This is a genomic window from Micromonospora arborensis (assembly GCF_003205615.1).
Classification (GTDB): Bacteria; Actinomycetota; Actinomycetes; order Mycobacteriales; family Micromonosporaceae; genus Micromonospora; species Micromonospora arborensis.
The window spans coordinates 46895-69746 of the sequence record NZ_PYBV01000006.1; the positions used below are offsets into that span (position 1 = coordinate 46895).

At 71.9% G+C, this 22852-nt stretch carries 18 protein-coding genes; 7 read left to right on the forward strand and 11 right to left on the reverse strand.

Annotated features, from left to right (window positions below):
* Positions 1-5: 5 nt before the first annotated feature.
* A complete protein-coding gene (mfd, locus tag C7C45_RS05640) occupies positions 6-3641 on the reverse strand; it encodes a transcription-repair coupling factor (protein WP_110562580.1) in 3636 nt (1211 codons plus the stop codon).
* A 596-nt stretch (positions 3642-4237) separates the two neighbouring features.
* Between mfd and C7C45_RS05645 the strand changes: the two genes are divergently transcribed.
* Complete coding sequence (locus C7C45_RS05645) at positions 4238-5149, forward strand: cyclase family protein (RefSeq protein WP_110562581.1); 912 nt, start codon at positions 4238-4240, stop codon at positions 5147-5149.
* Positions 5150-5208: 59 nt separating this feature from the next.
* Here C7C45_RS05645 and C7C45_RS05650 read toward each other — a convergent pair whose 3' ends face one another.
* On the reverse strand, positions 5209-6249 hold the full coding sequence (locus tag C7C45_RS05650; protein WP_110562582.1) for a S66 family peptidase: 1041 nt from the start codon (positions 6247-6249) through the stop codon (positions 5209-5211).
* A gap of 234 nt (positions 6250-6483) precedes the next feature.
* Between C7C45_RS05650 and ppc the strand changes: the two genes are divergently transcribed.
* Positions 6484-9270, forward strand: a complete 2787-nt coding sequence (gene ppc, locus C7C45_RS05655) for a phosphoenolpyruvate carboxylase (RefSeq protein WP_110562583.1) — start codon at positions 6484-6486, stop codon at positions 9268-9270.
* Positions 9271-9338: 68 nt separating this feature from the next.
* Here the strand turns inward: ppc and C7C45_RS05660 are convergent, their stop codons facing one another.
* Positions 9339-10193, reverse strand: coding sequence for a hypothetical protein (locus C7C45_RS05660; RefSeq protein WP_110562584.1), 855 nt, complete (start codon positions 10191-10193; stop codon positions 9339-9341).
* Between the two features lie 54 nt (positions 10194-10247).
* Here C7C45_RS05660 and C7C45_RS05665 point away from each other — a divergent pair, with 54 nt between their 5' ends.
* Entirely contained in the window at positions 10248-11411 is a 1164-nt protein-coding gene (locus C7C45_RS05665; protein WP_110562585.1) for a DNA recombination protein RmuC, read from the forward strand.
* 9 nt (positions 11412-11420) lie between these two features.
* Here C7C45_RS05665 and C7C45_RS05670 read toward each other — a convergent pair whose 3' ends face one another.
* Positions 11421-11855: a hypothetical protein gene (locus tag C7C45_RS05670; RefSeq protein ID WP_110562586.1), complete on the reverse strand. Its 435-nt coding sequence runs from the start codon at positions 11853-11855 to the stop codon at positions 11421-11423.
* 40 nt (positions 11856-11895) lie between these two features.
* Positions 11896-12882, reverse strand: a complete 987-nt coding sequence (locus C7C45_RS05675; RefSeq protein WP_110562587.1) for a 4-hydroxy-3-methylbut-2-enyl diphosphate reductase — start codon at positions 12880-12882, stop codon at positions 11896-11898.
* Positions 12883-12996: 114 nt separating this feature from the next.
* Here C7C45_RS05675 and xseA point away from each other — a divergent pair, with 114 nt between their 5' ends.
* The gene (gene xseA / locus C7C45_RS05680; RefSeq protein WP_110562588.1) at positions 12997-14223 is read left to right on the forward strand and encodes an exodeoxyribonuclease VII large subunit; all 1227 of its coding nucleotides are present in this window, start codon (positions 12997-12999) and stop codon (positions 14221-14223) included.
* Between the two features lie 45 nt (positions 14224-14268).
* Positions 14269-14490 (forward strand): exodeoxyribonuclease VII small subunit, encoded by a 222-nt coding sequence (locus C7C45_RS05685; protein WP_030328827.1) that lies wholly within the window; start codon positions 14269-14271, stop codon positions 14488-14490.
* A gap of 40 nt (positions 14491-14530) precedes the next feature.
* Here C7C45_RS05685 and C7C45_RS05690 read toward each other — a convergent pair whose 3' ends face one another.
* Positions 14531-15382 carry a hypothetical protein gene (locus C7C45_RS05690; RefSeq protein WP_110562589.1) on the reverse strand — a complete coding sequence of 284 codons (852 nt, stop codon included), beginning with the start codon at positions 15380-15382 and terminating at the stop codon, positions 14531-14533.
* A 203-nt stretch (positions 15383-15585) separates the two neighbouring features.
* Complete coding sequence (locus C7C45_RS05695) at positions 15586-16233, reverse strand: DUF4245 domain-containing protein (protein WP_110562590.1); 648 nt, start codon at positions 16231-16233, stop codon at positions 15586-15588.
* Positions 16234-16392: 159 nt separating this feature from the next.
* On the opposite strand from C7C45_RS05695, the gene glpX reads away from it, so the two are divergent.
* Complete coding sequence (glpX, locus tag C7C45_RS05700) at positions 16393-17424, forward strand: class II fructose-bisphosphatase (RefSeq protein ID WP_110562591.1); 1032 nt, start codon at positions 16393-16395, stop codon at positions 17422-17424.
* Positions 17421-18392, forward strand: a complete 972-nt coding sequence (locus C7C45_RS05705) for a DMT family transporter (protein ID WP_110562592.1) — start codon at positions 17421-17423, stop codon at positions 18390-18392. The genes glpX and C7C45_RS05705 overlap by 4 nt, the downstream gene beginning before the upstream one ends.
* A gap of 57 nt (positions 18393-18449) precedes the next feature.
* Here C7C45_RS05705 and C7C45_RS34415 read toward each other — a convergent pair whose 3' ends face one another.
* The 4 genes from C7C45_RS34415 to C7C45_RS05725 form a co-directional block, all read right to left on the reverse strand.
* Positions 18450-20114 carry a hypothetical protein gene (locus C7C45_RS34415; protein WP_208641077.1) on the reverse strand — a complete coding sequence of 555 codons (1665 nt, stop codon included), beginning with the start codon at positions 20112-20114 and terminating at the stop codon, positions 18450-18452.
* Positions 20115-20179: 65 nt separating this feature from the next.
* Positions 20180-21148: an NAD(P)/FAD-dependent oxidoreductase gene (locus C7C45_RS05715; protein WP_110562593.1), complete on the reverse strand. Its 969-nt coding sequence runs from the start codon at positions 21146-21148 to the stop codon at positions 20180-20182.
* 104 nt (positions 21149-21252) lie between these two features.
* The gene (locus tag C7C45_RS05720) at positions 21253-21906 is read right to left on the reverse strand and encodes a rhomboid family intramembrane serine protease (RefSeq protein ID WP_110562594.1); all 654 of its coding nucleotides are present in this window, start codon (positions 21904-21906) and stop codon (positions 21253-21255) included.
* Positions 21907-22021: 115 nt separating this feature from the next.
* A complete protein-coding gene (locus C7C45_RS05725) occupies positions 22022-22699 on the reverse strand; it encodes an aggregation-promoting factor C-terminal-like domain-containing protein (protein ID WP_110562595.1) in 678 nt (225 codons plus the stop codon).
* Positions 22700-22852 lie beyond the last annotated feature (153 nt).

A 22852-nucleotide genomic window follows, 5' to 3' on the forward strand; every position in this document is an offset into this window, starting at 1 on the left:
CCGCCTCAGCCCGCCGCGGCGGCGAGCGGGGCGGGGGCACCCAGCACATCGGAGAGCAACTGCGCGCACCACTGGAGCAGCGCCTGGTCACGCAACGGCTCGCCACCGACGCGACGGGTGGTCGGCCGGGGCACGCTGACCTGGTCGGTGGCCAGCTTGTAGACGGCGTCCGGGTGGTAGCGCTTGAGCCGCAACTGCTTCGAGTCCGGCAGGGGCAGCGGGCCGAACCGTACGTGCTTGCCCTGCATGGACACGTCGGTCAGGCCGTACCGGCGGGCCAGCAGCCGGAACCGGGCCACCTCCACCAGGTTCTGCACGGGGGCGGGCGGCTCGCCGTACCGGTCGGTCATCTCGGCGACCACCTCGCGCAGCCGCTCCTCGTCGCGCGCCTCGGCGAGCTTGCGGTACATCTCCAGGCGCAGCCGCTCCACGCTCACGTAGTCGTGCGGCAGGTGCGCGTCGACCGGCAGGTCGATCTTGACATCGGTTTCTTCCTCCGCCCGCTCACCCTTGAACGCGGAGACCGCCTCGCCGACCATCCGCACGTACAGGTCGAAGCCGACGCCCTCGATGTGCCCGGACTGCTCGCCGCCGAGCAGGTTGCCGGCACCCCGGATCTCCAGGTCCTTCATCGCCACGTACATGCCGGCGCCCAGCTCGGTGTGCTGGGCGATGGTCGCCAACCGCTCGTGGGCGTGCTCGGTGAGCGGCTTCTCCGGCGGGTAGAGGAAGTAGGCGTACGCGCGCTCCCGGCCCCGGCCGACCCGGCCGCGGATCTGGTGCAGTTGGGCCAGGCCGAGCAGGTCGGCCCGTTCCACGATCAGCGTGTTGGCGTTCGGGATGTCGATGCCCGACTCGACGATCGTGGTGCAGACCAGGACGTCGAACTCCTTCTCCCAGAAGCCGACCATGACCTTCTCCAGGGCGTCCTCGGTCATCTGGCCGTGCGCCACCGCGACCCGGGCCTCGGGCACCAGCTCCCGCAGTCGCCGCGCCGCCCGGTCGATCGACTCGACCCGGTTGTGCAGGTAGAAGACCTGCCCGTCGCGGAGCAACTCGCGGTGGATGGAGGCGGCCACCTGCCGGTCGTCCTGCGCGCCCACGAAGGTGAGCACCGGGTGCCGCTCCTCCGGCGGGGTGGCGATGGTGGACATCTCCCGGATGCCGGTGATCGCCATCTCCAGGGTGCGCGGAATCGGGGTGGCCGACATGCTCAGCACGTCGACCGACGCGCGCAGCGTCTTCAGGTGTTCCTTGTGCTCGACACCGAAGCGCTGCTCCTCGTCGACGACCACCAGCCCCAACTGCTTGAAGCGGGTGGCGGTCTGCAACAGCCGGTGGGTGCCGATGACGATGTCGACGGTGCCGTCGGCGACCATCTCCAGCGTCCGCTCGGTCTCCTTCGGAGTCTGGAACCGGGACAGCTGTCGGATCTGCACCGGGAACTGGCTCATCCGCTCGGCGAACGTGTTGTAGTGCTGCTGCACCAGCAGGGTCGTCGGCACCAGCACCGCCACCTGCTTGCCGTCCTGCACCGCCTTGAACGCCGCCCGGACGGCGATCTCGGTCTTGCCGTAGCCGACGTCGCCGCAGATCAGCCGGTCCATCGGGACGGTCTGTTCCATGTCCCGCTTGACCTCGTCGATCGCGGCGAGTTGGTCCGGCGTCTCCTGCCAGGGGAAGGCGTCCTCCAACTCCCGCTGCCAGGGGGTGTCCGGGCCGAACGAGTGGCCCTTGGACGCCTTGCGGGCGGCGTAGAGCTGGATCAACTGCGCGGCGATCTCCCGGACCGCCTTACGGGCCCGGGCCTTGGACTTCTGCCAGTCCGAGCCGCCCATCTTGTGCAGGGTCGGCTGCTCGCCGCCCACGTAGCGGGAGAGCTGGTCGAGCTGGTCGGTGGGGACGAAGAGACGGTCGCCAGGCTGGCCCCGCTTGCTGGCCGCGTACTCGATGACCAGGTATTCGCGACTGGCGCCGTTGACGGTGCGCTGCACCAGCTCGACGTAGCGGCCGATGCCGTGCTGCTCGTGCACCACGAAGTCGCCGGCCTTCAGCTCCAGCGGGTCGATGGTGTTGCGCCGCCGGCTCGGCAGCTTGCGCATGTCCCGGGTCGAGGTGCCCCGACCACCCGTCACATCGTTGCCGGTGAGCAGCACGAAGCGGGACGCTTCGTCGACGAACCCGCTGCTCAGCGCCCCGCAGGTGACCACCAACTCGCCGGGGACGGGCGCGGTCGGCACCTCCTCGGTCAACCGCGCGCCCAGGCCGGCGTCGCGCAGCACCTCGACCGCCCGCTGGGCGGGGCCGTGCCCCTCGAAGACCAGCGCGATCGACCAGCCCTCGCCGGCCCAACGCTTGAGGTCGTCGACCACCCGCGTGGTCTCACCGTGGTAGAGCGGGGCCGGCTGAGCGGACAGGGTCACCGCGATGGCGTCGTCCGGGGTGACGGAGCCCTGTTCCGGTGCGTCCTCCCAGGGCTGCCGCGTGTCGGCGGTCTCCGCCTCTATGAGACCGAACGGGGACAGCGTCCACCACGGCTGGCCGAGCTTGCCCGCGGTGGCGCGGACCTCCCCGAGGGTCCGGAATGCGGCGGCGCCGACGTCCACCGGGGCCTGGCCGCCGACCGCGGCGGCGGCCCAGCTGGCCTGCAGAAACTCCTCCGAGGTACGCACCAGGTCGTGCGCCCTGGTGCGGATCCGCTCCGGGTCGCACAGCAGCACGTGGGTGCCGGCCGGCATGACGTCCAGCAGCAGCTCCAGCGAGTCGGGGCCGACCAGCACCGGAGCGAGGGACTCCATCCCCTCCACCGGGATGCCCTCGGCCAGCTTGTCGAGGATCTCGGCCAGCTCGGGGTGCTGCTCGGCGAGTGCGGCGGCCCGGTCGCGGACCGACGGGGTGAGCAGCAACTCCCGGCAGGGCGGCGCCCAGAGCAGCGGAACCTGCTCGATGGTCCGCTGGTCGGCGACCGCGAAGGTGCGGATCTCCTCCACCTCGTCGCCCCAGAACTCGACCCGGGACGGGTGCTCGTCGGTGGGCGGGAAGACGTCCAGGATGCCGCCGCGCACCGCGAACTCGCCGCGCTTGGTGACCAGGTCGACCCGGGCGTACGCCATGTCGATCAGACGGCGGGCGACCTCCTCCAGGTCGGCCTCCTCGCCTGCGGCGAGCTGCACCGGCTCCAGGTCGCCGAGGCCCTTGAGCTGCGGTTGGAGCAGCGAACGCACCGGGGCCACGACCACCCGCAGTGGCCCGGTGCCGCCGTGCGCGTCGGTCGACTCCGGGTGCGCCAACCGGCGCAGCACGGCCAGCCGCCGACCCACGGTGTCCGAGCGTGGGGAGAGCCGCTCGTGCGGCAGCGTCTCCCAGGAGGGGAAGACCACGATCTGCTCGGCCGGCAGCAATCCGCCCAGCGCGGCGGCCAGGTCGTCGGCCTCGCGGGTGGTGGCGGTCACCGCCAGCACCGGTCGCCCGGCCCCGCCGCCGTCGGAATCGGCCGCGACGGCGGCCACCGCGAACGGGCGCAGCGCCGCCGGGGCGGTGATGTCGAGGCCGTCGACCTGGGCGGCACCGGAGCGCGCCAGGTCGCGCGCCCGGGTCAGCCCGGGATCGGCCAGGGCAGCGGAGAACAGACCGGTGAGCATGCGAGATCACTTCCCACGGATGGCACGACGATCACCCCGCGTCCAGGACGGACGGGGGGTGCACGACGACCAGCCTATCCCCGTCCACCGACACGCACCCCCTTCCGCCCAGGTACGCGTCGCGGTCGCACCTCCCGCGTCCTACGCACCTAACGGCCGCCCCGCGCGCCTCACGGCCGCCCCGCCCGCCTCACGGCCGCCCCGCCCGCCTCATGCGCATGCATCACGCGCTACCCCGCGCCTTACGCCCGTCCCAAGATCCGCGCAACTTCCCCGAATCTGCTGCTTCCGGGACCCGGGAGGCAGCAACTGCCCCGATGTTGTGCGGATCTTGCCGGCCAGCGCACACGTAGCCGCCCTGGGAGGGCCGCTCGCACTGCCGCCAGCGTGCATCGCCATCAAGATCATGCTCGGTCCAGGAACTAGTGGCCTCGATGCCGGGGGAACGCACTCTTCCCTGGATCGAGCGCGATCTTCCCCGACCGGGCGGCGCGTACCCACTGGCGAGGGCGTTCGCGCGACCGCCGACGGGGCCAGCGGCGACCAGAACGACCGTGGATCTTGACCGTAGGTGACCTTTGTGGTCGGGTCTTGTCATGGTGCAGTGGCGGGCACAGTTCGACGCGGAGGTGAGCTTCGCCAACGGCGGCGGGCTGAACACCGAGGGGTTCCGGCTGGACATCCCCGGTCCGGAGATCACCGACGACGACCTGGCGGCGTTGTTCGTGCGGCACCTCGGGCTGCTGATGGTCGCCGAGGTTCGGATCAGCGCGAAGACGATCATCGAAGAGCCGCACAAGGGCGGCCGGGGTATCGCCGCCGACGAGTCCGGCTCCGATCGCCGGCTGGTCGAGCTGAGTCATGTGATCAGCGACGGGATGATCACCCTGCCCGGTTGGCCGGCACCGGAAATCACCGACTGGCTGACCTTCGCGGCATCCCGCGAGCGGTACGCGCCGGGCACCGAGTTCCACGTGGCCCGGATCAACATGATCGCCAACACCGGCACGTACCTGGACGCTCCCGCCCACCGCTGGGCCGGCGGCGACGACCTGGCCGGGGTGTCGCTGGACCGGCTCGCTGACCTACCCGGGGTGGTGGTCCGGGTGCCGGCCGGCACCCGCAGTGTGGACCGGCTGATGCTGGCACCGTACGAGGTGGCCGGGCGGGCGGTGCTGCTGCACACCGGGTGGGATGTGCACTTCGGCACCGAGCGGTACGGCGGGCCGGAGGCGCCGTACCTGACCGGGGACGCCGCCCAGGCGCTGGCCGACGCCGGCGCGGCCCTGGTCGGCATCGACTCGATCAACATCGACGACATGAGCCCGGCGGCCGGAGGCGTACGTCCCGCACACAGCACACTGCTCGCCGCCGGTATCCCGATCGTGGAGCACCTGACCGGCCTGGACGCGCTGCCGCCGAGCGGGTTCCGGTTCACCGCCGCCCCACCGATGGTGAGCGGCATGGGCACCTTCCCCGTTCGCGCCTTCGCCGCCGTCAACCCCTGAGGCCGCTGTCAATCCCGGAGGCCCCGGTGCAATCCCGGAGCCCCCACGCGCCGAACGCGTCAGTAACGCACCGCGATCCGGCGGTCGACCGCGTCGACCAGGATCTCGCCGCCGTACGGGATGATCAACTGCGGGTCGGTGTGTCCGAGGTCGACGTCGAAGACCACCACCGCGTCCGGGTTGTACGGCGTGAGTGCGCGGATGACCGCCTCCCGCTGGGCCGCGCCCCACGCCGACCGCTCCGGCACCGACAGTGGCCGGTCGAAGTCCCACGCCTTCGGCCGGCCCACCACGATCGCCGGGAAGGCGGCGAGCAGCCCTCGCTCCCCCATGTTCCGCACGATCCGGAACACCTCCTGGGCGCTGGGCATCTCCTGGGAGGTCTCGAAGAGCAGCACGGACCCGTCCAGCTCGGCGGCGGTCGGCACCCGGTCGGTGGCCATCAGCCAGTGCAGGATCTCCAGGCAGCCACCCCAGGTGCGCCCTCGCACCACCCGTTGCGGCCCCTGCCACCGCCAGCCCTCGCCGGGCAGCATCTCCGGCTCGTACTCCAGCGTCTCGGGCTCGGTCCACGAGTTGGGCCGGTCGCCCCAGGCGGACGCGGGGGTCAGCTCGTACCAGTCGGAGCCGAACAGGGCGGCGCGCAGCGAGTCGAACGTCAGCGGGTGCGGTGCACCCGGCCGGCCGAGGTGCACCAGCACCGAGCCGCCGTGGTACGCGACGATGCCCAGCCGGTACAGGTGGTTGAGCACGTTGGTGTTGTCGGAGTAGCCGAAGTAGGGCTTCGGATTGGCCCGCAGCACGTCGTCGTCGAGGTGCGGGGTGACCGTGATCAGGTCGTCCCCGCCGACCGTGGCCAAAACGGCGGTGATGCTCGGGTCGGCGAACGCGGCGGTCAGGTCACGGGCCCGGTCACGCGGGTCCGCCCCCATGACCCGGGTGGTCGGGTACTCCACCGGCTCCAGGCCGAACTCCTCGCGCAGCCGGCGCAGCCCCAACTCGTACACGTGGGGGAAGAGGGCGGGCAGGCCGGCGGACGGCGAGACGACCGCGACCCGGTCGCCCGGCCGCGGTTTCGTCGGGTAGTTCAGCGACTTCATGATCGAACGCTAGCCGCACGGCCAAATGATTTCCGCCCGGTGATTCACAAAACGGACCACAGGCGGCCCGCTTCGGCCTTGGGCCGGGCCGCGGACGGTGGCTGAGATCACGTCGGAAAACGCCGTCTTGCGGACACTCGATCACCCGGGGGCCCTCCAGTCCACCGGTCCGCGCGGATACCATCCAGTAAGTCGGACAGCGCTGTCCTTCGTACCCACGCAAGGGAGCGCATCGTGACCGACCAGCACGACCATGACGGCCCGGACGCCGCGCTGCGTGCCGACATCCGCCGACTCGGCACCCTGCTCGGGCAGACCCTGGCCCGCCAGGAGGGCCGCCCGCTGCTCGACCTCGTCGAGGAGATCCGCGCACAGGTCCGCTCCGACGTCCCGGCGGCCGCTCAGCGCCTCGGCGGGCTCGACGTGACCACCGGCACCAAGCTGGCCCGCGCCTTCTCCACCTACTTCCACCTGGCCAACATCACCGAACAGGTGCACCGTGCGCGGGATCTGCGCCGACGCCGCGCGGTGCAGGGTGGCTGGCTGGACCAGGCAGCCAAGATGATCGCCGAGCGCGGGGTGCCGGCCGACGAGATCGCCAACGCGGCACGTCGGCTGGCGGTCCGGCCGGTCTTCACCGCGCACCCGACCGAGGCGGCCCGCCGCTCGATCCTGTCCAAGCTGCGGGCTATCGCCGACGAGTTGGACACCGAGACCGCCAACGCGATCCTCTACGGCGCCAGCGACGAGGGCCCGGCCAACCGCCGGCTGGCCGAGCTGCTGGACCTGATGTGGCAGACCGACGAGCTGCGCCTCGACCGGCCGGACCCGACCGACGAGGCCCGCAACGCCATCTACTACCTGCGCGACCTGTACGCCGAGGCCGCCCCCCAGGTGCTCGACGACCTGGCCGACACGCTGCGCACGCTCGGCGTGGAGACGTCACCGACGGCCCGGCCGCTGAGCTTCGGCACCTGGATCGGCGGCGACCGCGACGGCAACCCGTTCGTCACCCCGGCGGTCACCCGCGAGGTGCTGACCATCCAGCACGAGCACGGCATCGCGGCCACCGAGAAGGCGATGGACCACCTGATCGACGAGGTCTCGGTCTCCCGCCGGCTGCGCGGGGTGTCCCTGGACCTCTCCGCCAGCCTCGCCGCGGACCTGGACGCGCTGCCCGAGGTGGCCGCGCGGTTCCGCCGGGTCAACGCGGAGGAGCCGTACCGGCTCAAGGCACGCTGTGTGAAGGCGAAGCTCGCCAACACCCGGCAGAGGTTGCGCCAGGGCACCGCGCACGTGCCGGGCCGGGACTACCAGGGCTCCGCCGAGCTGATCGCCGACCTGGACCTGCTGCGCGCCTCGCTGGCCCGCAACTCCGGGCAGCTCACCGCCGTCGGCCGGCTGGCCTCCACCATCCGTACGGTCTCCGCGTTCGGCCTGCACCTGGCCACCATGGACGTCCGTGAGCACGCCGAGGCGCACCACGCGGTACTCGCCCAGCTCTACGAGGCCGTCGGTGAGGTCTCCGACTATCCGGCGCTGACCAGGCTGGAACGCACCAAACTGCTCGCCGACGAGCTGACCGGCCGCCGGCCGCTGTCGACCCTGGACACTCCGCTCTCCGAGCCCGCCCGCAAGACGTTCGACGTGTTCGGCACCATCCGAGAGGCCCAGGACCGGTTCGGCACCGAGGTCATCGAGTCGTACATCATCTCGATGACCATGGGCGTCGACGACGTGCTGGCCGCGGTGGTGCTGGCTCGCGAGGCCGGCCTGGTGGACGTCCACAGCAGGCGGGCACGGATCGGGTTCGTGCCGCTGCTGGAGACCCCGGCCGAGCTGAATGCCGGCGGCGAACTCCTCGACGAACTGCTGTCGCTGCCCGCGTACCGGGCGCTGGTGAGCGCGCGAGGCGACGTGCAGGAGGTCATGCTCGGCTACTCCGACTCCAACAAGGAGGCCGGGATCACCACCAGCCAGTGGTCGATCCACCGGGCGCAGCGCGCGCTGCGCGACGTGGCCGCCCGGCACGGGGTGCACCTGCAGCTGTTCCACGGCCGGGGCGGCACGGTCGGGCGTGGCGGCGGGCCGACGCACGAGGCGATCCTGGCGCAGCCGTACGGCACGCTGGACGGCGCGATCAAGGTGACCGAGCAAGGTGAGGTGATCTCCGACAAGTACACCCTGCCGTCACTGGCCCGGGAGAACCTCGAACTCACCCTCGCCGCGGTGCTCCAGGCGACTCTGCTGCACACCGCACCTCGGCAGCCGGCCGAGATGTTGGAACGCTGGGACGCGACGATGGACGTGGTCTCCGAGTCGGCGTACCGGTCCTACCGGTCGCTCGTCGAGGACCCGGACCTCCCGGCGTACTTCTGGGCGTCCACCCCCACCGAGCTGCTCGGCGCGCTCAACATCGGCTCCCGGCCGGCGAAGCGCCCGAACACCGGCGCGGGGCTCTCCGGTCTGCGGGCCATTCCGTGGGTCTTCGGGTGGACGCAGACCCGGCAGATCGTGCCGGGCTGGTTCGGCGTCGGCTCCGGGCTGGCCGCCGCCCGCGAGGCCGGGTTGGCGGACGTACTGGCCGAGATGCACCGCAACTGGCACTTCTTCCGCACGTTCCTGTCGAACGTCGAGATGATGTTGACCAAGACCGACCTGAGCATCGCCCGCCGGTACGTCGAGACGCTGGTGCCGAAGAAGCTGCACCCGATCTTCGAGCAGATCGAGCAGGAGTACGAGCTGACCAAGCGGGAGGTGCTGGCGGTGACCGCCTCACCTGCCCTGCTGGAGAACTCGCCGGTGCTGCAGCGCACCCTGGCCGTACGCGACACCTACCTGGAGCCGCTGCACCACCTTCAGGTGGCACTGCTGCGGCAGTACCGGGAGTCCGGCGCCGCCGGACGGGCGGTGGCCACCGCACCGGGCGGCCGACGCGCACCGAGCGACGGCACCGCCCTGGAGCGGGCACTGCTCACCACGGTGAACGGCATCGCCGCCGGAATGCGCAACACCGGCTGACCAACAGGTACGAGAACGGGCCCCGGTCGCTGCGACCGGGGCCCGTTCCGTAGGTCTGCGAACGACGGTCAGAAGTCGCCGCCGCCGAAATCCCCACCGCCGAAGTCGCCACCACCGAAGCCGCCACCGAAGTCGCCGCCGCCGTAGTCCCCACCGGCGTAATCGCCGCCGCCGTAGTCCCCACCGGCGTAGTCCCCACCGGCGTAGTCGCCGCCCTGGTCGCCGCCGCCGAAGTCCTGGTCGCCACCGTCCCCGCCCTGCTCGGCGCCGTCGCCGAAGCCCTCCTGATAGCCGGCGTCGTAGCCGTACCCGGGGTCGGCGAAGGCGGGCGAGAACAGCGCGTCGGCGATCAGGATGCCGCCGAGCACACCCGCACCGGCGCCCAGCGCCGTCTTCCACCACGGTGTCGAATACCAGCCGGCCGGCACCGGTCGACCCTGATAACGCCCACCGGGGTAGTAGTAGGGCGTTTCCCGGCCGGGCTGCGGACCCGCCCGGAAGGTCTGCCCCTGCACGTCGACCTCGCGCTCCTTGGTGAGCTGCCCGACGCCGCGGGCAGCCGCCAGCGTCGGCACCTCGGGACCCGGGTCGATGCCGAGCGCGGTACGCGCCGCCCGGATGTACGCCAGCCCCTCCAGCGCGGTCTCCCGGGCCAGCCCGAACTGGTGCGGCGTACGCGCCTGCTCCAGCTGCGAACCTGCCGCGTTGTACCGCTCACCGGCATCGGCCAGTGCCTGGCGCACCGCCGGCTCTTCGCCGTGCAGGTTCATCAACTGGCCGCCGAGGCGCTCGTACCACCGTTGCGCCTCCGCGCGGGCGTCGCCGAGCTGGGTGCGCTGACGGGCGCTGGCCTGGGCGCGGATGAGCGCCGCGGCACCCAGGGCGCCGACCAGCACGACGGCAAGGCACAACACAAGTTCCATATCTCCGACCGTACTCCCGGGTGTCTCGTCGTAGCCGTCTGGCAAGCTCCGGTGATGGACGTCTCGACCCTGCTCCTGGTGATCGTGTGCCTCGGTGCCGGCGGGGCGGTGGGCTGGCTCGCGGCCCGGTCCCGGTCGGCTGCCGACATCGCCCGACTCGATGCCACCCTGGCCGCCACCCGGGAGGGCGAGGGCCGGCTGGAGCAGTCCATGCGGGCCCTGGGCTACGAGGCCACCGCGCAGTCCCAGGAGGCGGTGGCCCGAGCGGTCGCGCCGCTGCACGACACCCTGCGCCGCTACGAGCAGCGGGTGGCCGAGCTGGAGCACGACCGGGTCGACGCGTATGCCGAGCTGCGCGAGCAGGTCCGTTCGATGACCGCCGTCTCCGGTGAGTTGCGCACCGAGACCAAGCAACTGGTGGCGGCGCTGCGGGCGCCGCAGGTGCGGGGCCGCTGGGGCGAGCACCAGCTGCGCCGGATCGTCGAGGCGGCCGGGATGCTGGAGCACTGCGACTTCTCCGAGCAGGTCACGTCCGCCACCGACCAGCAGGTCGTCCGACCGGATCTGGTGGTTCGACTGCACGGCGGCCGATCGGTGGTGGTGGACGCCAAGGCACCGTTCGACGCGTACCTGACGGCCATGGAGGCCCGCGACGAGCGCGGCCGGGACACCCACCTCGACGCGCACGCCCGGCACCTGCGGGGGCACGTCGACGCGTTGGCCGCCAAGTCCTACTGGTCGGCGTTCGACAACTCGCCGGAGTTCGTGGTGCTGTTCGTTCCCGCCGATCCGTTCCTCGACGTCGCGCTGCAACGTGACCCGACGCTGCTGGAGCACGCCTTCACCCGCAACGTGGTGCTGGCCACGCCGGCCACGCTGGTCGCCCTGCTCCGGACGGTCGCCTACTCCTGGCGACAGGAGGCGCTGGCCCGAAACGCGCTCGCGGTGCACACCCTCGCCCGGGAGTTGTACGGCCGGCTCTCCACCCTGGGCGACCACGTGGGCAAGCTCGGGTCGTCGTTGGCCGGTGCGGTGACCGCGTACAACCGGGCGGTCGGCTCGCTGGAGGCCCGGGTGCTGGTCAGCGCACGCAAGCTCGCCGAGTTGGGCGTCTCGGACGAGGAGTTGGCCACGCCCGCGCAGGTCGAGTTGACGCCCCGGCAGCCGCAGGCGCCCGAGCTGGCCGATCCGGCCGACGACGGGGTCTCGGCCCGCTAGGGCGGCTGGTCAGGACCGGTTGGCGCTCGCCACGACGAACGGGGTGCCCTGCTGGCAGGTGGTCATCATGCCGGGCTCGGCCCGGCCGGTGACCTCCACCCGCGTACCCGGCTTCAGCACGTCACGCGGCCCTCCGAGGAGCAGGTAGCCGTCGAGCAGTACGCAGTTGGGCTCCACGCCGCCCTGCACGGTGCCGGACAGGGTGGTGTCGCCGACCCCCGGTGGCGTGCTCGGACCGCCAGGCTTCGGGCCCGTTCGCGAGGTGGTCGGTGCGGGGTCGACGGTCGACGGCGGGGCGGTCGGGTCGGGCGTGGGCTGGCTGGTCACCGGCTGCGCTCCCGTCGGTGTCGGGGTGGGCGTGCCGCCTCCGGCGTCCTGGCTGCCGCAGGCGCTCAACGCCACACAGACGGTCAGCGCGGCAACAGCGAGCCGATAGGTCCTCATGCCGAATCTGACGTAGGTGGGGCCGTGTCCGTTCCCGTGCTCAGCCGCGCGCCGCGGCGGCCTTCATGTCCCGCTTCAGCTCCTGCGGAAGCGAGAACGTGAGCCGCTCGTTGGCGGTGGTGATCTCCTCGACGTCGGCGAAGCCCCGTGCGGCGAGGTGCGCCAGCACCTCCTGGACGAGGTCGTCCGGGACGCTCGCGCCGGACGTCAGGCCGACCGTGCTGGCCCCCTCCAACCAGGCGTCGTCGATCTCGTGGGCGAAATCGACCAGGTGGCCGGCGCGGGCGCCCGCGTCCAGGGCGACCTCGACCAGGCGGACCGAGTTGGAGGAGTTCGTCGAGCCGACGACGATCACCACGTCGCAGTCGGGCGCGATCTCCTTGACCACGTGCTGTCGGTTGGAGGTGGCGTAGCAGATGTCGTCGCTGGGCGGGGACTGCAGCAGCGGCAGTCGCTGCTTGAGCCGGGCCACCGTCTCCAGCGTCTCGTCGACCGAGAGCGTGGTCTGAGAGAGCCAGACGACCTTCTCCGGGTCACGGACGGTGATCTTGTCGGCGCCGTCCGGGCCGTCCACCAGCTGGATGTGAGCGGGGGCTTCACCGGCCGTGCCGATGACCTCTTCGTGCCCCTCGTGGCCGATGAGCAGGATGTCGTAGTCCTCGGCGGCGAACCGCTTCGCCTCGTGGTGCACCTTGGTGACCAGCGGGCAGGTCGCGTCGATCGCCTTCAGCGAACGCTCCTTGGCCTGCTCGTAGACCTCGGGAGCCACGCCGTGCGCGGAGAAGATGACGGTGGCTCCCACCGGCACCTCCTCGTTCTCATCCACGAAGATCGCGCCCTGGGCCTCCAGGGTCTGCACCACGTGCTTGTTGTGCACGATCTGCTTGCGTACGTAGATCGGGGCACCGTAGAGCTTCAGTGCCTCCTCGACGGTCTGCACCGCGCGGTCGACGCCGGCGCAGTAGCCGCGGGGCTTGGCCAGGAGCACGCGCTTGCCGGTCCGTGGAGTCGCCTCAGCCTCAGTCACCCGTCCATCGTACGTGCCGGATCTCAGACCCGACGATCAAGAGGTTTGCGTCGGAAACGCGCCCGGACCTGACGCCAATCTCTTGATCACCGTGCGGGTCCGTAGGGTGGGCGGGTGAGCACGGACGGGGCGCGGGTCGGCAGCAGCAGCGCGGAGGAACCTTGGCCGGTGCGGGTGGTCAGCCAGAAGGTGGGGGCCTGGATCGCCAAGCTCGGCTGGGTGTGGGTGGACGGGCAGGTCGCGCAGATCAGCCGCCGCCCCGGAGCCAGCACCGTTTTCCTCACCCTGCGTGACCCGTCGGCCGACCTGAGCCTGACCGTCACCACCAACCGGGACGTACTGGACGCCGGGGCACCGGAGTTGCGTGAGGGCGCCCGGGTGGTGCTGCACGCCAAGCCGGAGTTCTACGCCGCCCGGGGCACGCTGAGCCTGCGCGCCGACGAGATCCGCCAGGTGGGGCTCGGGGAACTGCTGGCCCGGCTGGAGAAGCTCAAGAAGCTACTCGCGGCCGAAGGGCTCTTCGACCGTGCCCGCAAGCGCCGGCTGCCGTTCCTGCCCGGCCGGATCGGGCTCATCACCGGTCGCGCGTCGGCAGCGGAGCGGGACGTGCTGACAAATGCCCGACGACGCTGGCCCGCGGTGGAGTTCCGCACTGTCAACGTGGCCGTGCAGGGCCCGTCCGCGGTGCCGCAGATCGTCGACGCGCTCAAGGTGCTGGACGCCGACCCGAGCATCGACGTGATCATCATCGCCCGGGGCGGCGGCGGCATCGAGGACCTGCTGCCCTTCTCCGACGAGGCGCTCTGCCGCGCGGTGTTCGGCTGTCGTACTCCGGTGGTCAGCGCCATCGGCCACGAGACGGACGCTCCGCTGATCGACTACGTCGCCGACGTCCGCGCCTCCACCCCGACCGACGCGGCCAAGCGGGTGGTCCCCGACCTCACCGAGGAGGTACGCCTCATCGGCCAGGCCCGGCACCGCCTCGAACGGGCGGTGCGCAACCTGGTCGACCGCGAGACGCACCGGCTCGACGGGCTGCGGTCCCGGCCGGTGCTGGCCCGACCCCAGGTGATGGTGGAGCATCGGTCGACCGAGCTGGCCGCGTTGCGCCAACGGGCCGGCCGCTGCCTGGAGCACCGGCTCGCCGCCGCCGACGACGACCTGCGCCACACCCTCGCCCGGCTGCGGGCGCTCTCCCCCGCCGCCACCCTCGACCGGGGGTACGCGATCGTGCAGCGTGCGGACGGTCACGTCGTCCGCGCGGCGGCGGACGTCGGCAAGGGCGACCCGTTGCGGGTACGGCTGGCCGACGGCGAGCTGACCGCCACGGTCGACGGTTGAGTGGCGACGCGGTGACCCGGGGAGTGGTGTGCTGAGATGGACGCGATGACTGACGACACGAAGGCCGGGCCGGACGAGCGGCTCAGTTACGAGCAGGCCCGCGCCGAGCTGGCCTCGGTGGTCGAGCGGCTGGAAGCCGGCGGCACGTCCCTGGAGGAGTCGCTGGCGCTCTGGGAGCGCGGCGAGGCGCTGGCGGTGATCTGCCAACGCTGGCTGGATGGCGCGCGGGCGCGGATCGACGCCGCCCGGCAGGAGCCCGCTTCCTGACCCGCCGGTGGGGCGGCCGAAGCCGCCCCACCCACGTACGTCAGTTGAACAGGCTGTACAGCTCGGCCGGCGCCTCGACGACCTGGTCGGCCGGCGGCTTCTGCGCGGCGGTGGCGGCACCGTAGTCGGAGTACGTCATCCGGATCTCCTGGGCGGCGGTCTGCCCGGCGGCCGGCAACTGAAGCACCAGCTCGCTGAGGCGGCCCTGCGGGTCCACCTTCGCGGTGAACGGGACCGTCTTCGCCTGGGTCCCCAGCGCGGCGATCGTGGCGGCGTTCAGCGAGCCCGCCTCGGCGGCCTTGGTGACGTCGATGGTGCCGGCGTACGCGCCGGTGCCGGTGCTGCGTACCTCGGTGATGCCCTGCGTCAGGACGGCACTTCCGGCCGGGTCGACCTTTTCGAAGTCGAAGCCGAGGCTGCGGTTGCCCTTGATCCGGGTCTGGTCGAGGTGCTGGTACTTGCCGAGGTTGAGCTGCTTGATGGCGGGCAGGTTCTTGGCAGCGGGGCCGGTCAGCTCCAGCTTCACCCAGCTGTCCGGCTTGTAGTGGATGAGATCGAGCTTCATCGTCAGGTCGGATGAGGGGCCGCCGATCGCGACCTTCATCGCGGCGCTCTGGCTCGGCTGGTGCACCTGACCCTCGGCCGTCGAGCCGGCCCCCGCGAGGGTGAACCGGAAGTTGCCGCTGCTGATCTCCTTGGTGGAGTCGAGCAGGGCCTGCTTGGCGTCGCCCGCCACCGGCGCGCCGCCGGACGGGCTCGCCGTGCCGGACGCGGTCGCCGTCGGGGAGGCGGTCGATCCCGGGGTGCCGGTTCCATTGCTGGCGCAGGCGGCCAGCCCGGGCGTGAGCAGAGCGGCGGCTACCAGGCCGACGCCGAGTCGTCGAACAGTCATGTGTGTCTCCCAAGGGGGTCACCCGACGACCTGGACGGCGCCGGAAACCGGGCGACGCGGCAGCACCGTCGGCCACGTCGCGCGACCCGGGCCGAGCAGCGCGCCCGGATCACTCCCTCTCTGTTCCCTGTTGACGCGTCGGACAATCACCCGTCTGTCCGGTTGCCCCGGCCACGGGGTCCGTCGAACGGTCGAGCCCCAGGTCAGCGCAACGCGCCGGCCAGCTCCCGTAGCTCGTTGTCCCGGGCATCGCCGATGACGATCACCGTGCGGGTGGGCTCCAGCAGGACCAGCGCCTGCTGGTTCCCCCGGGCCGTGTAGAGCTGCCAGGTCCGGCCGGCCAACTCGCTGGGGCCCTGGGGCTGACCCTGGTCGGTCAACTCCGCGGGGAGCAGCCGCTCCGCCGGCACGCTGCTCTGCAGGAGTTGGACGCCCCGCCCTTCCGGCGTGAGGTAGCCGATCCGCAGATTCGCACCGCCCTCGACGGTCTGATAGCGGGCGCTGACCGTCGACCAGCCGGAGCCGAGCCCCTGCGGCTGGCTCACCGGAAACGTGTTGGCCGCCCGGGCCTGCTCGATCGCCGGCGCCGGATCGACCGTCGTGGCCTGGTCACCGCCGAGAAAGCCCCGATAGAACGCCAGCAGCAGCGCGATCGGGACGAGCAGCACCAGCATCGAGATCGCCATGTCCTTCGGCGACCGCTCGGACTTGGCGGGCCGCACCGGAGGCGGTGGCGTCGGATCGCTCCCGGCGGGCCCGTCATCGGGGCCGGTGGGGACGACGACCGGCGGCTGGCCGTCGGGCGGCGTGCGGTCGGCGGGTACGCGGTCGGCTGGCTGTGCGGGCTCCACCCCCCTATCTTCGCAGCCGCCCGACCGGCGGTATCCGGGCCATCACCGCCCCGCGCCATGGTCGGGTCGGCCATCGTGTGAGGATCAGCGACAGAGCCGGCAGTGGGGACCGCCCCGCAGCCGGTCGTCCCCGCACCGTCGCGAGGAGGAGCAGCCGTCATGACCAACACCAGGACGCGGATCCCACAGGATCTCGACCGAAACCTCGCCCTCGACCTGGTCCGGGTCACCGAGGCCGCCGCGATGGCCGCCGGTCGGTGGGTGGGCCGGGGCGACAAGGAGGGCGGCGATGGGGCCGCCGTCGACGCCATGCGCAAGCTGATCAACTCGATCCAGATGCGCGGCGTGGTGGTGATCGGCGAGGGCGAGAAGGACAACGCCCCGATGCTCTTCAACGGCGAACACGTCGGCGACGGCACCGGCCCGGAGGTGGACGTCGCCGTCGACCCGGTCGACGGCACCACCCTGATGAGCAAGGGCATGCCGAACGCCGTGGCGGTGCTCGCCGTCTCCGAACGGGGCGCGATGTTCGACCCCAGCGCCGTGTTCTACATGGAGAAGCTCGCCGTCGGGCCGGCGTACGCCGACGTGATCGACATCAACGCCGGGGTGGCGGAGAATCTGCGCCGGATCGCCAAGGTCAAGGGCACCGACGTCTCGGAGGTGACCGTCTGCGTGCTGGACCGGAGCCGCCACGACGACCTGGTCGCACAGATTCGCCGGACCGGGGCGGGCATCCGGTTCATCTCCGACGGCGACATCGCGGGCTCCATCGCGGCCGCGCGCGGCGAGTCGGAGGTCGACGTGCTGATGGGCATCGGCGGCACTCCGGAGGGCATCATCTCCGCCTGCGCGCTGAAGTGCATGGGCGGCGCGATGCAGGCCAAGCTCTGGCCGCGCGACGAGCAGGAGCGGGAGAAGGCGATCGCCGCCGGGCACGACCTGGACCGGGTGCTGGGCACCGACGATCTGGTCACCGGTGACAACTGCTTCTTCGTGGCGACCGGCGTCACCTCCGGGGATCTGCTGCGCGGGGTGCGCTACCGGGCCGGCGGCGCGTACACCCAGTCGATCGTGATGCGGTCGAAGAGCGGCACCATCCGGGTGATCGACTCGTACCACCGGCTGGAGAAGCTGGCGCTCTACTCGGCGGTCGACTTCGACGGTCGTCCGCTGGCCGAGCAGGAGTGACCGCCGCCGACACGGCGACACCGCAGACCCTGCCGGCTGCCCGCCGAATCACCGGCGTCGCGCTGGCGTCGATCTCCGGGGTCGCGGTGGCGGTGCAGTCGCGCATCAACGGCGAGCTGGGGGTACGCCTCGACGACGGCTTCGCCGCTGCGGTCGTCTCGTTCGGCATCGGCCTGCTGGTGCTGCTGGTGCTGGTGCCCGCGACCCCCGGTGGTCGGCGAGGGCTGGTCGCGACGCGGAAGGCCCTGCGGACGGGCACGCTACGGCCGTGGCAGTGCCTCGGTGGGATGTGCGGGGCGTTCCTGGTGGCCACCCAGGGGCTCACCATCGGCACGTTGGGCGTGGCGGTCTTCACCGTGGCGGTGGTCGCCGGCCAGTCCGGCAGCAGCCTCGCCGTGGACCGGGCCGGGATCGGGCCGACCGGCCGGCAGCCGGTCACCCGGCAGCGGCTGGCCGGCGCGGTGCTCACCGTGCTGGCGGTCGGCTTGGCGGTCGGCGACCGACTCGGTGACCCGGGCGCGCTGGCGCTGGCCCTGCTGCCGCTGCTCGCCGGGGTGGGTATCGCCTGGCAGCAGGCCGTCAACGGCCGGGTCCGGGCAGCGGCCGACAGCGCGTTGACCGCCACGCTCGTCAACTTCGCCGTCGGCACTGTCACCCTGCTCGTCGCGTTCGCGATCGACATCGCCGTACGCGGCTGGCCCGACGGCCACCCGCCGAGCGAGCCGTGGCTCTACCTGGGCGGCCCGATCGGCATCGTGTTCATCGCGATCGCCGCCGCGATCGTGCGCTTCACCGGTGTACTGCTGCTCGGCCTGGCCACCATCGCCGGGCAGATCGTGGGTGCCGTCCTGCTGGACCTGATCCTTCCCACGGCGGCCTCGCACCCCGGTGTGAACACCCTGCTCGGGGCGGCGCTGACCATGGTGGCGGTGCTGATCGCCGCACTGGCGCCACCCGCCCGCCGCTGACCAGCCGCCCGCAGAGGGGTCAGCCGCCCATCGGAGGGTCAACCGCACGTCGGCGGGTCACTGCGGCGGCCATTGCGACGGGTACGGCGGATCAGGCACCGTCGGTGAGCGCGCAGGATAGGGCGGAGGCGGATAAGGCACGTGCGGCGGATAGGGCGGGCGCGGCGGGTACCGGCGCTCGAACCCACGGGCCGGGTCCACCAGCCGCGCGATCCGGATGGCCAGCAGCACGCCCGGCACCGTGGCCAGCAGGGCGAGCGCCACCGCGAACCGGGTTCGCGACGGGGTGCCGTACAGCCAACCGACCAGCGGCAGCCCAGCCAGGAGCGTGGTGAGCAGGAGCCCGGTGAGCACCCACCCGATCCAGCGCCGCAGAGCGCCCTGGTAGGAGGCTCGAACGATCATGGCCGCCGCGGTGAGGACGCCCACCGCCAGCACGAACGGCACGGCCATGAACGCCAGAGTGTCGTCGTCGCGCCCCCAGGCCGCGGCCAACACGATCCCCGCGACCAGCATCGACGCACTGCTGACGACCCCCCACCAGCGCGGACCTCCACCACGGCGGATCGCGAGATGACCGGCGAGCGCAGTGACCGCGCAGCCGAGAGTCAGCGCCAGCGCGACGGCGAGCAACAGGTCCATCGCGCGATCGCCGGGTCCGCCACCGCCCAGCCGGGGCGGTTCGTCCCACGACGCGCCGAGCTCCTCGAAGAGGAACCCGTCGCGCTGCCACCCACCGTCGGGCAGACGGCGTAGAAACCCGTCCCGCCCGTTGGCGACCAGCACCTCGTGACCACCCCCGGCGTGGGGATAGACGACCAGATCGCGGGAGGCGAAGTGGCGCTGGATATCGCCCGGGTTCGGCGACCGGCGGGCCAACTCCTCCCGCTGCCCGTCGGGCACCTCCCAGGCCGCCCGCCAGGTCGCACCGGCGTCGTCACTCTCCTCGACCCGTAGGTGCCCGGTGACAATCCGGTAGCAACGCCGGGGCTCGTCCGAAGCGCACGCCTGCTGCTGCCCGGCCTCCTGGCGGGACAGTCGCCGCTGCTCATCCTCCGTGACCGGCCGCCAGGTGGTCGCGCCGTCCTCGCTGACCGCCCACTGCCCATCCAACGGGCTGGTCGGCCAGTCCGACGTGCTGTAGCCGCTGCCGACCGAGATCGCCGGGTGGCCGTCGAGCATCGCGGTGCCCACTGCGTACGGATAGTAGATCGGGCTGGTCGCGGCCACCGCCAACACCGCCGGTGGCAGCACCACCAGCAGCCGGACCAGCCGGGCGGTCCGTTGGCGCACCGGGCGGCGACGTGACCGCGTCCAGCTCCACCACGCCAGGCCGAGCGCCGGAAGGGTGAGCAGGTCGGTCCAGTCGGCCCGGACCAGCGACGGCCCGGCCAGCACGGTCCAGGCCGAGGAGGCGAGTTCGGCGGCGTACCCGCTGGATTTGACGACCGCGAATCCGGTGCCCACCGCGACCAGGCCGGCCACCGCGGCGGCCCGGGACGGCAGCCGTGGCACCAGGAGGGTCAGCAGCACCGCGACCAGCGGCGGGGCGAGCGCCAAACCGGCGACGTCGCTCAGCTTGCCGGTCACCAGGCCGGGAAAGGCCGCCTTCAGCACATGGTCGTTGACCAGCAGCAGGACCAGCGCGAACAGGGTGGCGGGGTGGCAGAGCCAGGACAGCGTGGTGGGTGCGCCGTCCTGCTGTGTCTCGGAGCCCGTCATCTCCCCAGGATCCGGTCGACCCGTCTCGATCCGGACTCAGGCCGGTCTGGGTCCGATACCGACACTCAGCCGGCGTCGGAGGAGTGCCCGGGGAAGAGGTGTGCGCTCGGGTCGATGGCCACGGCTGCGTTGTTGACCGCCGTCGCCGCCTCACCGAAACCGGTGGCGATCAGCCGGACCTTGCCCGGGTATTCGGTGATGTCACCCGCGGCGAAGACCCTCGGCAGGTTCGTCGCCATCGCGCTGTCCACCAGGATGTGCCGGTGGTCCAGCCGCAGACCCCACTCGGCCAGTGGACCCAGGTCGGCGGTGAAGCCGAGGGCTGCCACCACGGTGTCCACCGGGAGCGTCTCGGTGGCGCCACCGCGCACGGTCACCTCGGCGCCGGTCACCGTGCCGTCCCCGATCAGCCGGCTGACCTCGGCGTTGACCACCACCCGCACCGGCAGCGACAGCACCCGGGCGACCGTCGAGGCGTGCGCCCGGAACTTCTCCCGTCGATGCACCAGGGTTACCGAACGGGCCAGCGGCTGCAGCGCCAGCGCCCAGTCGAAGGCCGAGTCGCCGCCACCGACGATCAGCACGTCCCGGTCGGTCAGCTCGGTCGGGTCGGTGACGAAGTAGACGATCCCGTTACCGGGGGCACCGTCGGCGCACGGCAGTGGCCGGGGGCTGAAGCTGCCGAGGCCGCCGGTGACGACGACCGCGCCGCAGCCGAGTTGCTCGCCGCCGGCCAGGCCGAGCACCGGGCGACCATCGGCGTACGAGAGTTTCTCGGCACGGGTACCGAGCAGGTATCGGGGCGCGAACGGGGCGGCCTGGGCGACCAGGTTGGCCACCAGGTCCCGACCCTTGACGGCGGGGAAGCCGGCCACGTCGAGGATCAACTTTTCCGGGTACATGGCGGTGACCTGACCGCCCGGCTCTGGCAGCGCGTCGATCACCGCCACCGTCAACCCCCGGAACCCCGCGTAGTACGCGGCGAAGAGACCGGCCGGACCGGCCCCGATCACGGCGACATCGACCTCGCGCATGGCGTACCGTCGCTTTCCGCTTACGGATCAACGCTTGCTGATCTCGACCGTAGGCGGACGGCGGCAGTCGGGCAAGCACGTCCCAGAGGCGCGCCGAGAATTGGTCAGGGCAGGCTGAGCGTGGAACCCGAGTAGTCCGGGCCGTCCACGGCCGGCCGCCGACGACGGAACAGGATCGCCGCCACCACCCCGCCGAGCAGCCCGAACAGGTGCCCCTGCCAGGAGATCCGCTCGTCGGTGGGGAGGATGCCGACCAGTTGCCAGCCGTAGAGCAGGCCGACCAGCAGGAAGACCGCGAAGTTCCACCAGCTGCGCTCGACGATGCCCCGGGTGAGCAGGATGCCCAGGTAGCCGAAGATGACGCCACTGGCGCCGACGACCACCGAGTTGGGTGAGCCGGTGAACCAGACGCCGAGCCCGCTGACCAGGATGATGACCAGGGTCGACCAGAGGAACCGGCGGGCGCCGGCGGCCAGGACGAAGGTGCCCAGCAGGATCAGCGGGATGCTGTTGCTGTAGAGGTGGTCGAAGCCGTGGTGGAGGAACGGGGAGAAGAAGACCCCGTCCAGCCCGTCGATGCGGTGCGGGATGATGCCGGCGGTGGCGTCCAGACCGAACGCGAGCCCCTGGTCGACCGCCTCGATGAGGAACAGGAACGGGACCACCGCACACATGGCGACGAACGCCCGGCCGAGGGCGGCGTAGAACGCCTCGGTGCCGAACCGGAAGGGATCGCCACTTGACGGGTGCAGGGTCACCCCACAACTGCTATCAGCAAAAGCGGCCGACCGCCACTCGCGTCCCGTTCGAGCAGACCGGTGTACGCGCGACGGCGGGGCAGGTGGTCGCCCACCCGCCCCGCCGTCGACACCGTCAGTAGTGGCCGTTGTTCTGGAAGTAGGTCCAGGCTCCGCAGGGCGTCTTGTACCTGCCCTTGATGTAGCCCAGCCCCCACGTGATCTGGGTGGCCGGGTTCGTCCGCCAGTCGCTGGCGACGCTACCCATCTTGCTGCCCGGCAGGGCCTGCGGGATTCCGTACGCACCGGACGAGCCGTTGCTGGCCTTGTGGTTCCAGCCGCTCTCCTTGGTCCAGAGCTTCTCCAGGCAGGGGAACTCGGCGATGCCGAAGCCCGCGCCGATCATCAGGGCGCAGCCGGTCTTGCGGTTGCCGCTGAACTCCTCGCAGGACGCCGGGATCGGCCCGGTGTACGGCTTGGCGGCCGCGTTGGCCGCCGCCCGCTCGCGTTTGCGGGACGCCGCTGCGGCCTCGGCCCTGCGGGCCCGCTCGGCGGCTTCCTTGGCGGCCTCCGCCGCGCGCAGCTTGGCCTGGTACTCGGCGGCCCGCTGCTGGGCGAACTTCACCTGGTGGGCGGCCTGCCGCTCCCGCTGGTAGGCGAGATCGGCCCGGTCGACCTCGAGGCCGACCTGCTCGGTCAGGCCCTGTTGCTGGGTTTCCCGGTCGTCGCCCAGGTAGAAGCCACCGGCAACGCCCACGGAGAGCAGCGCCACAGCGGCCGTACGGGCACCCAACCGGCTCCACAGCCGACTCACGAAGTGGTCCCTTCGTCGGGGGCAAGGACGCGGCACGGCGCGGGCCACAGGCGGGCCGTCAGCCGTGCCACGAGCGCCCCGACCGGTTGCCGGTCGCGCCGACGCACCGACCGCCGCCGATGCCGTCCGCCTCGCGACGTTCGATCACCAACG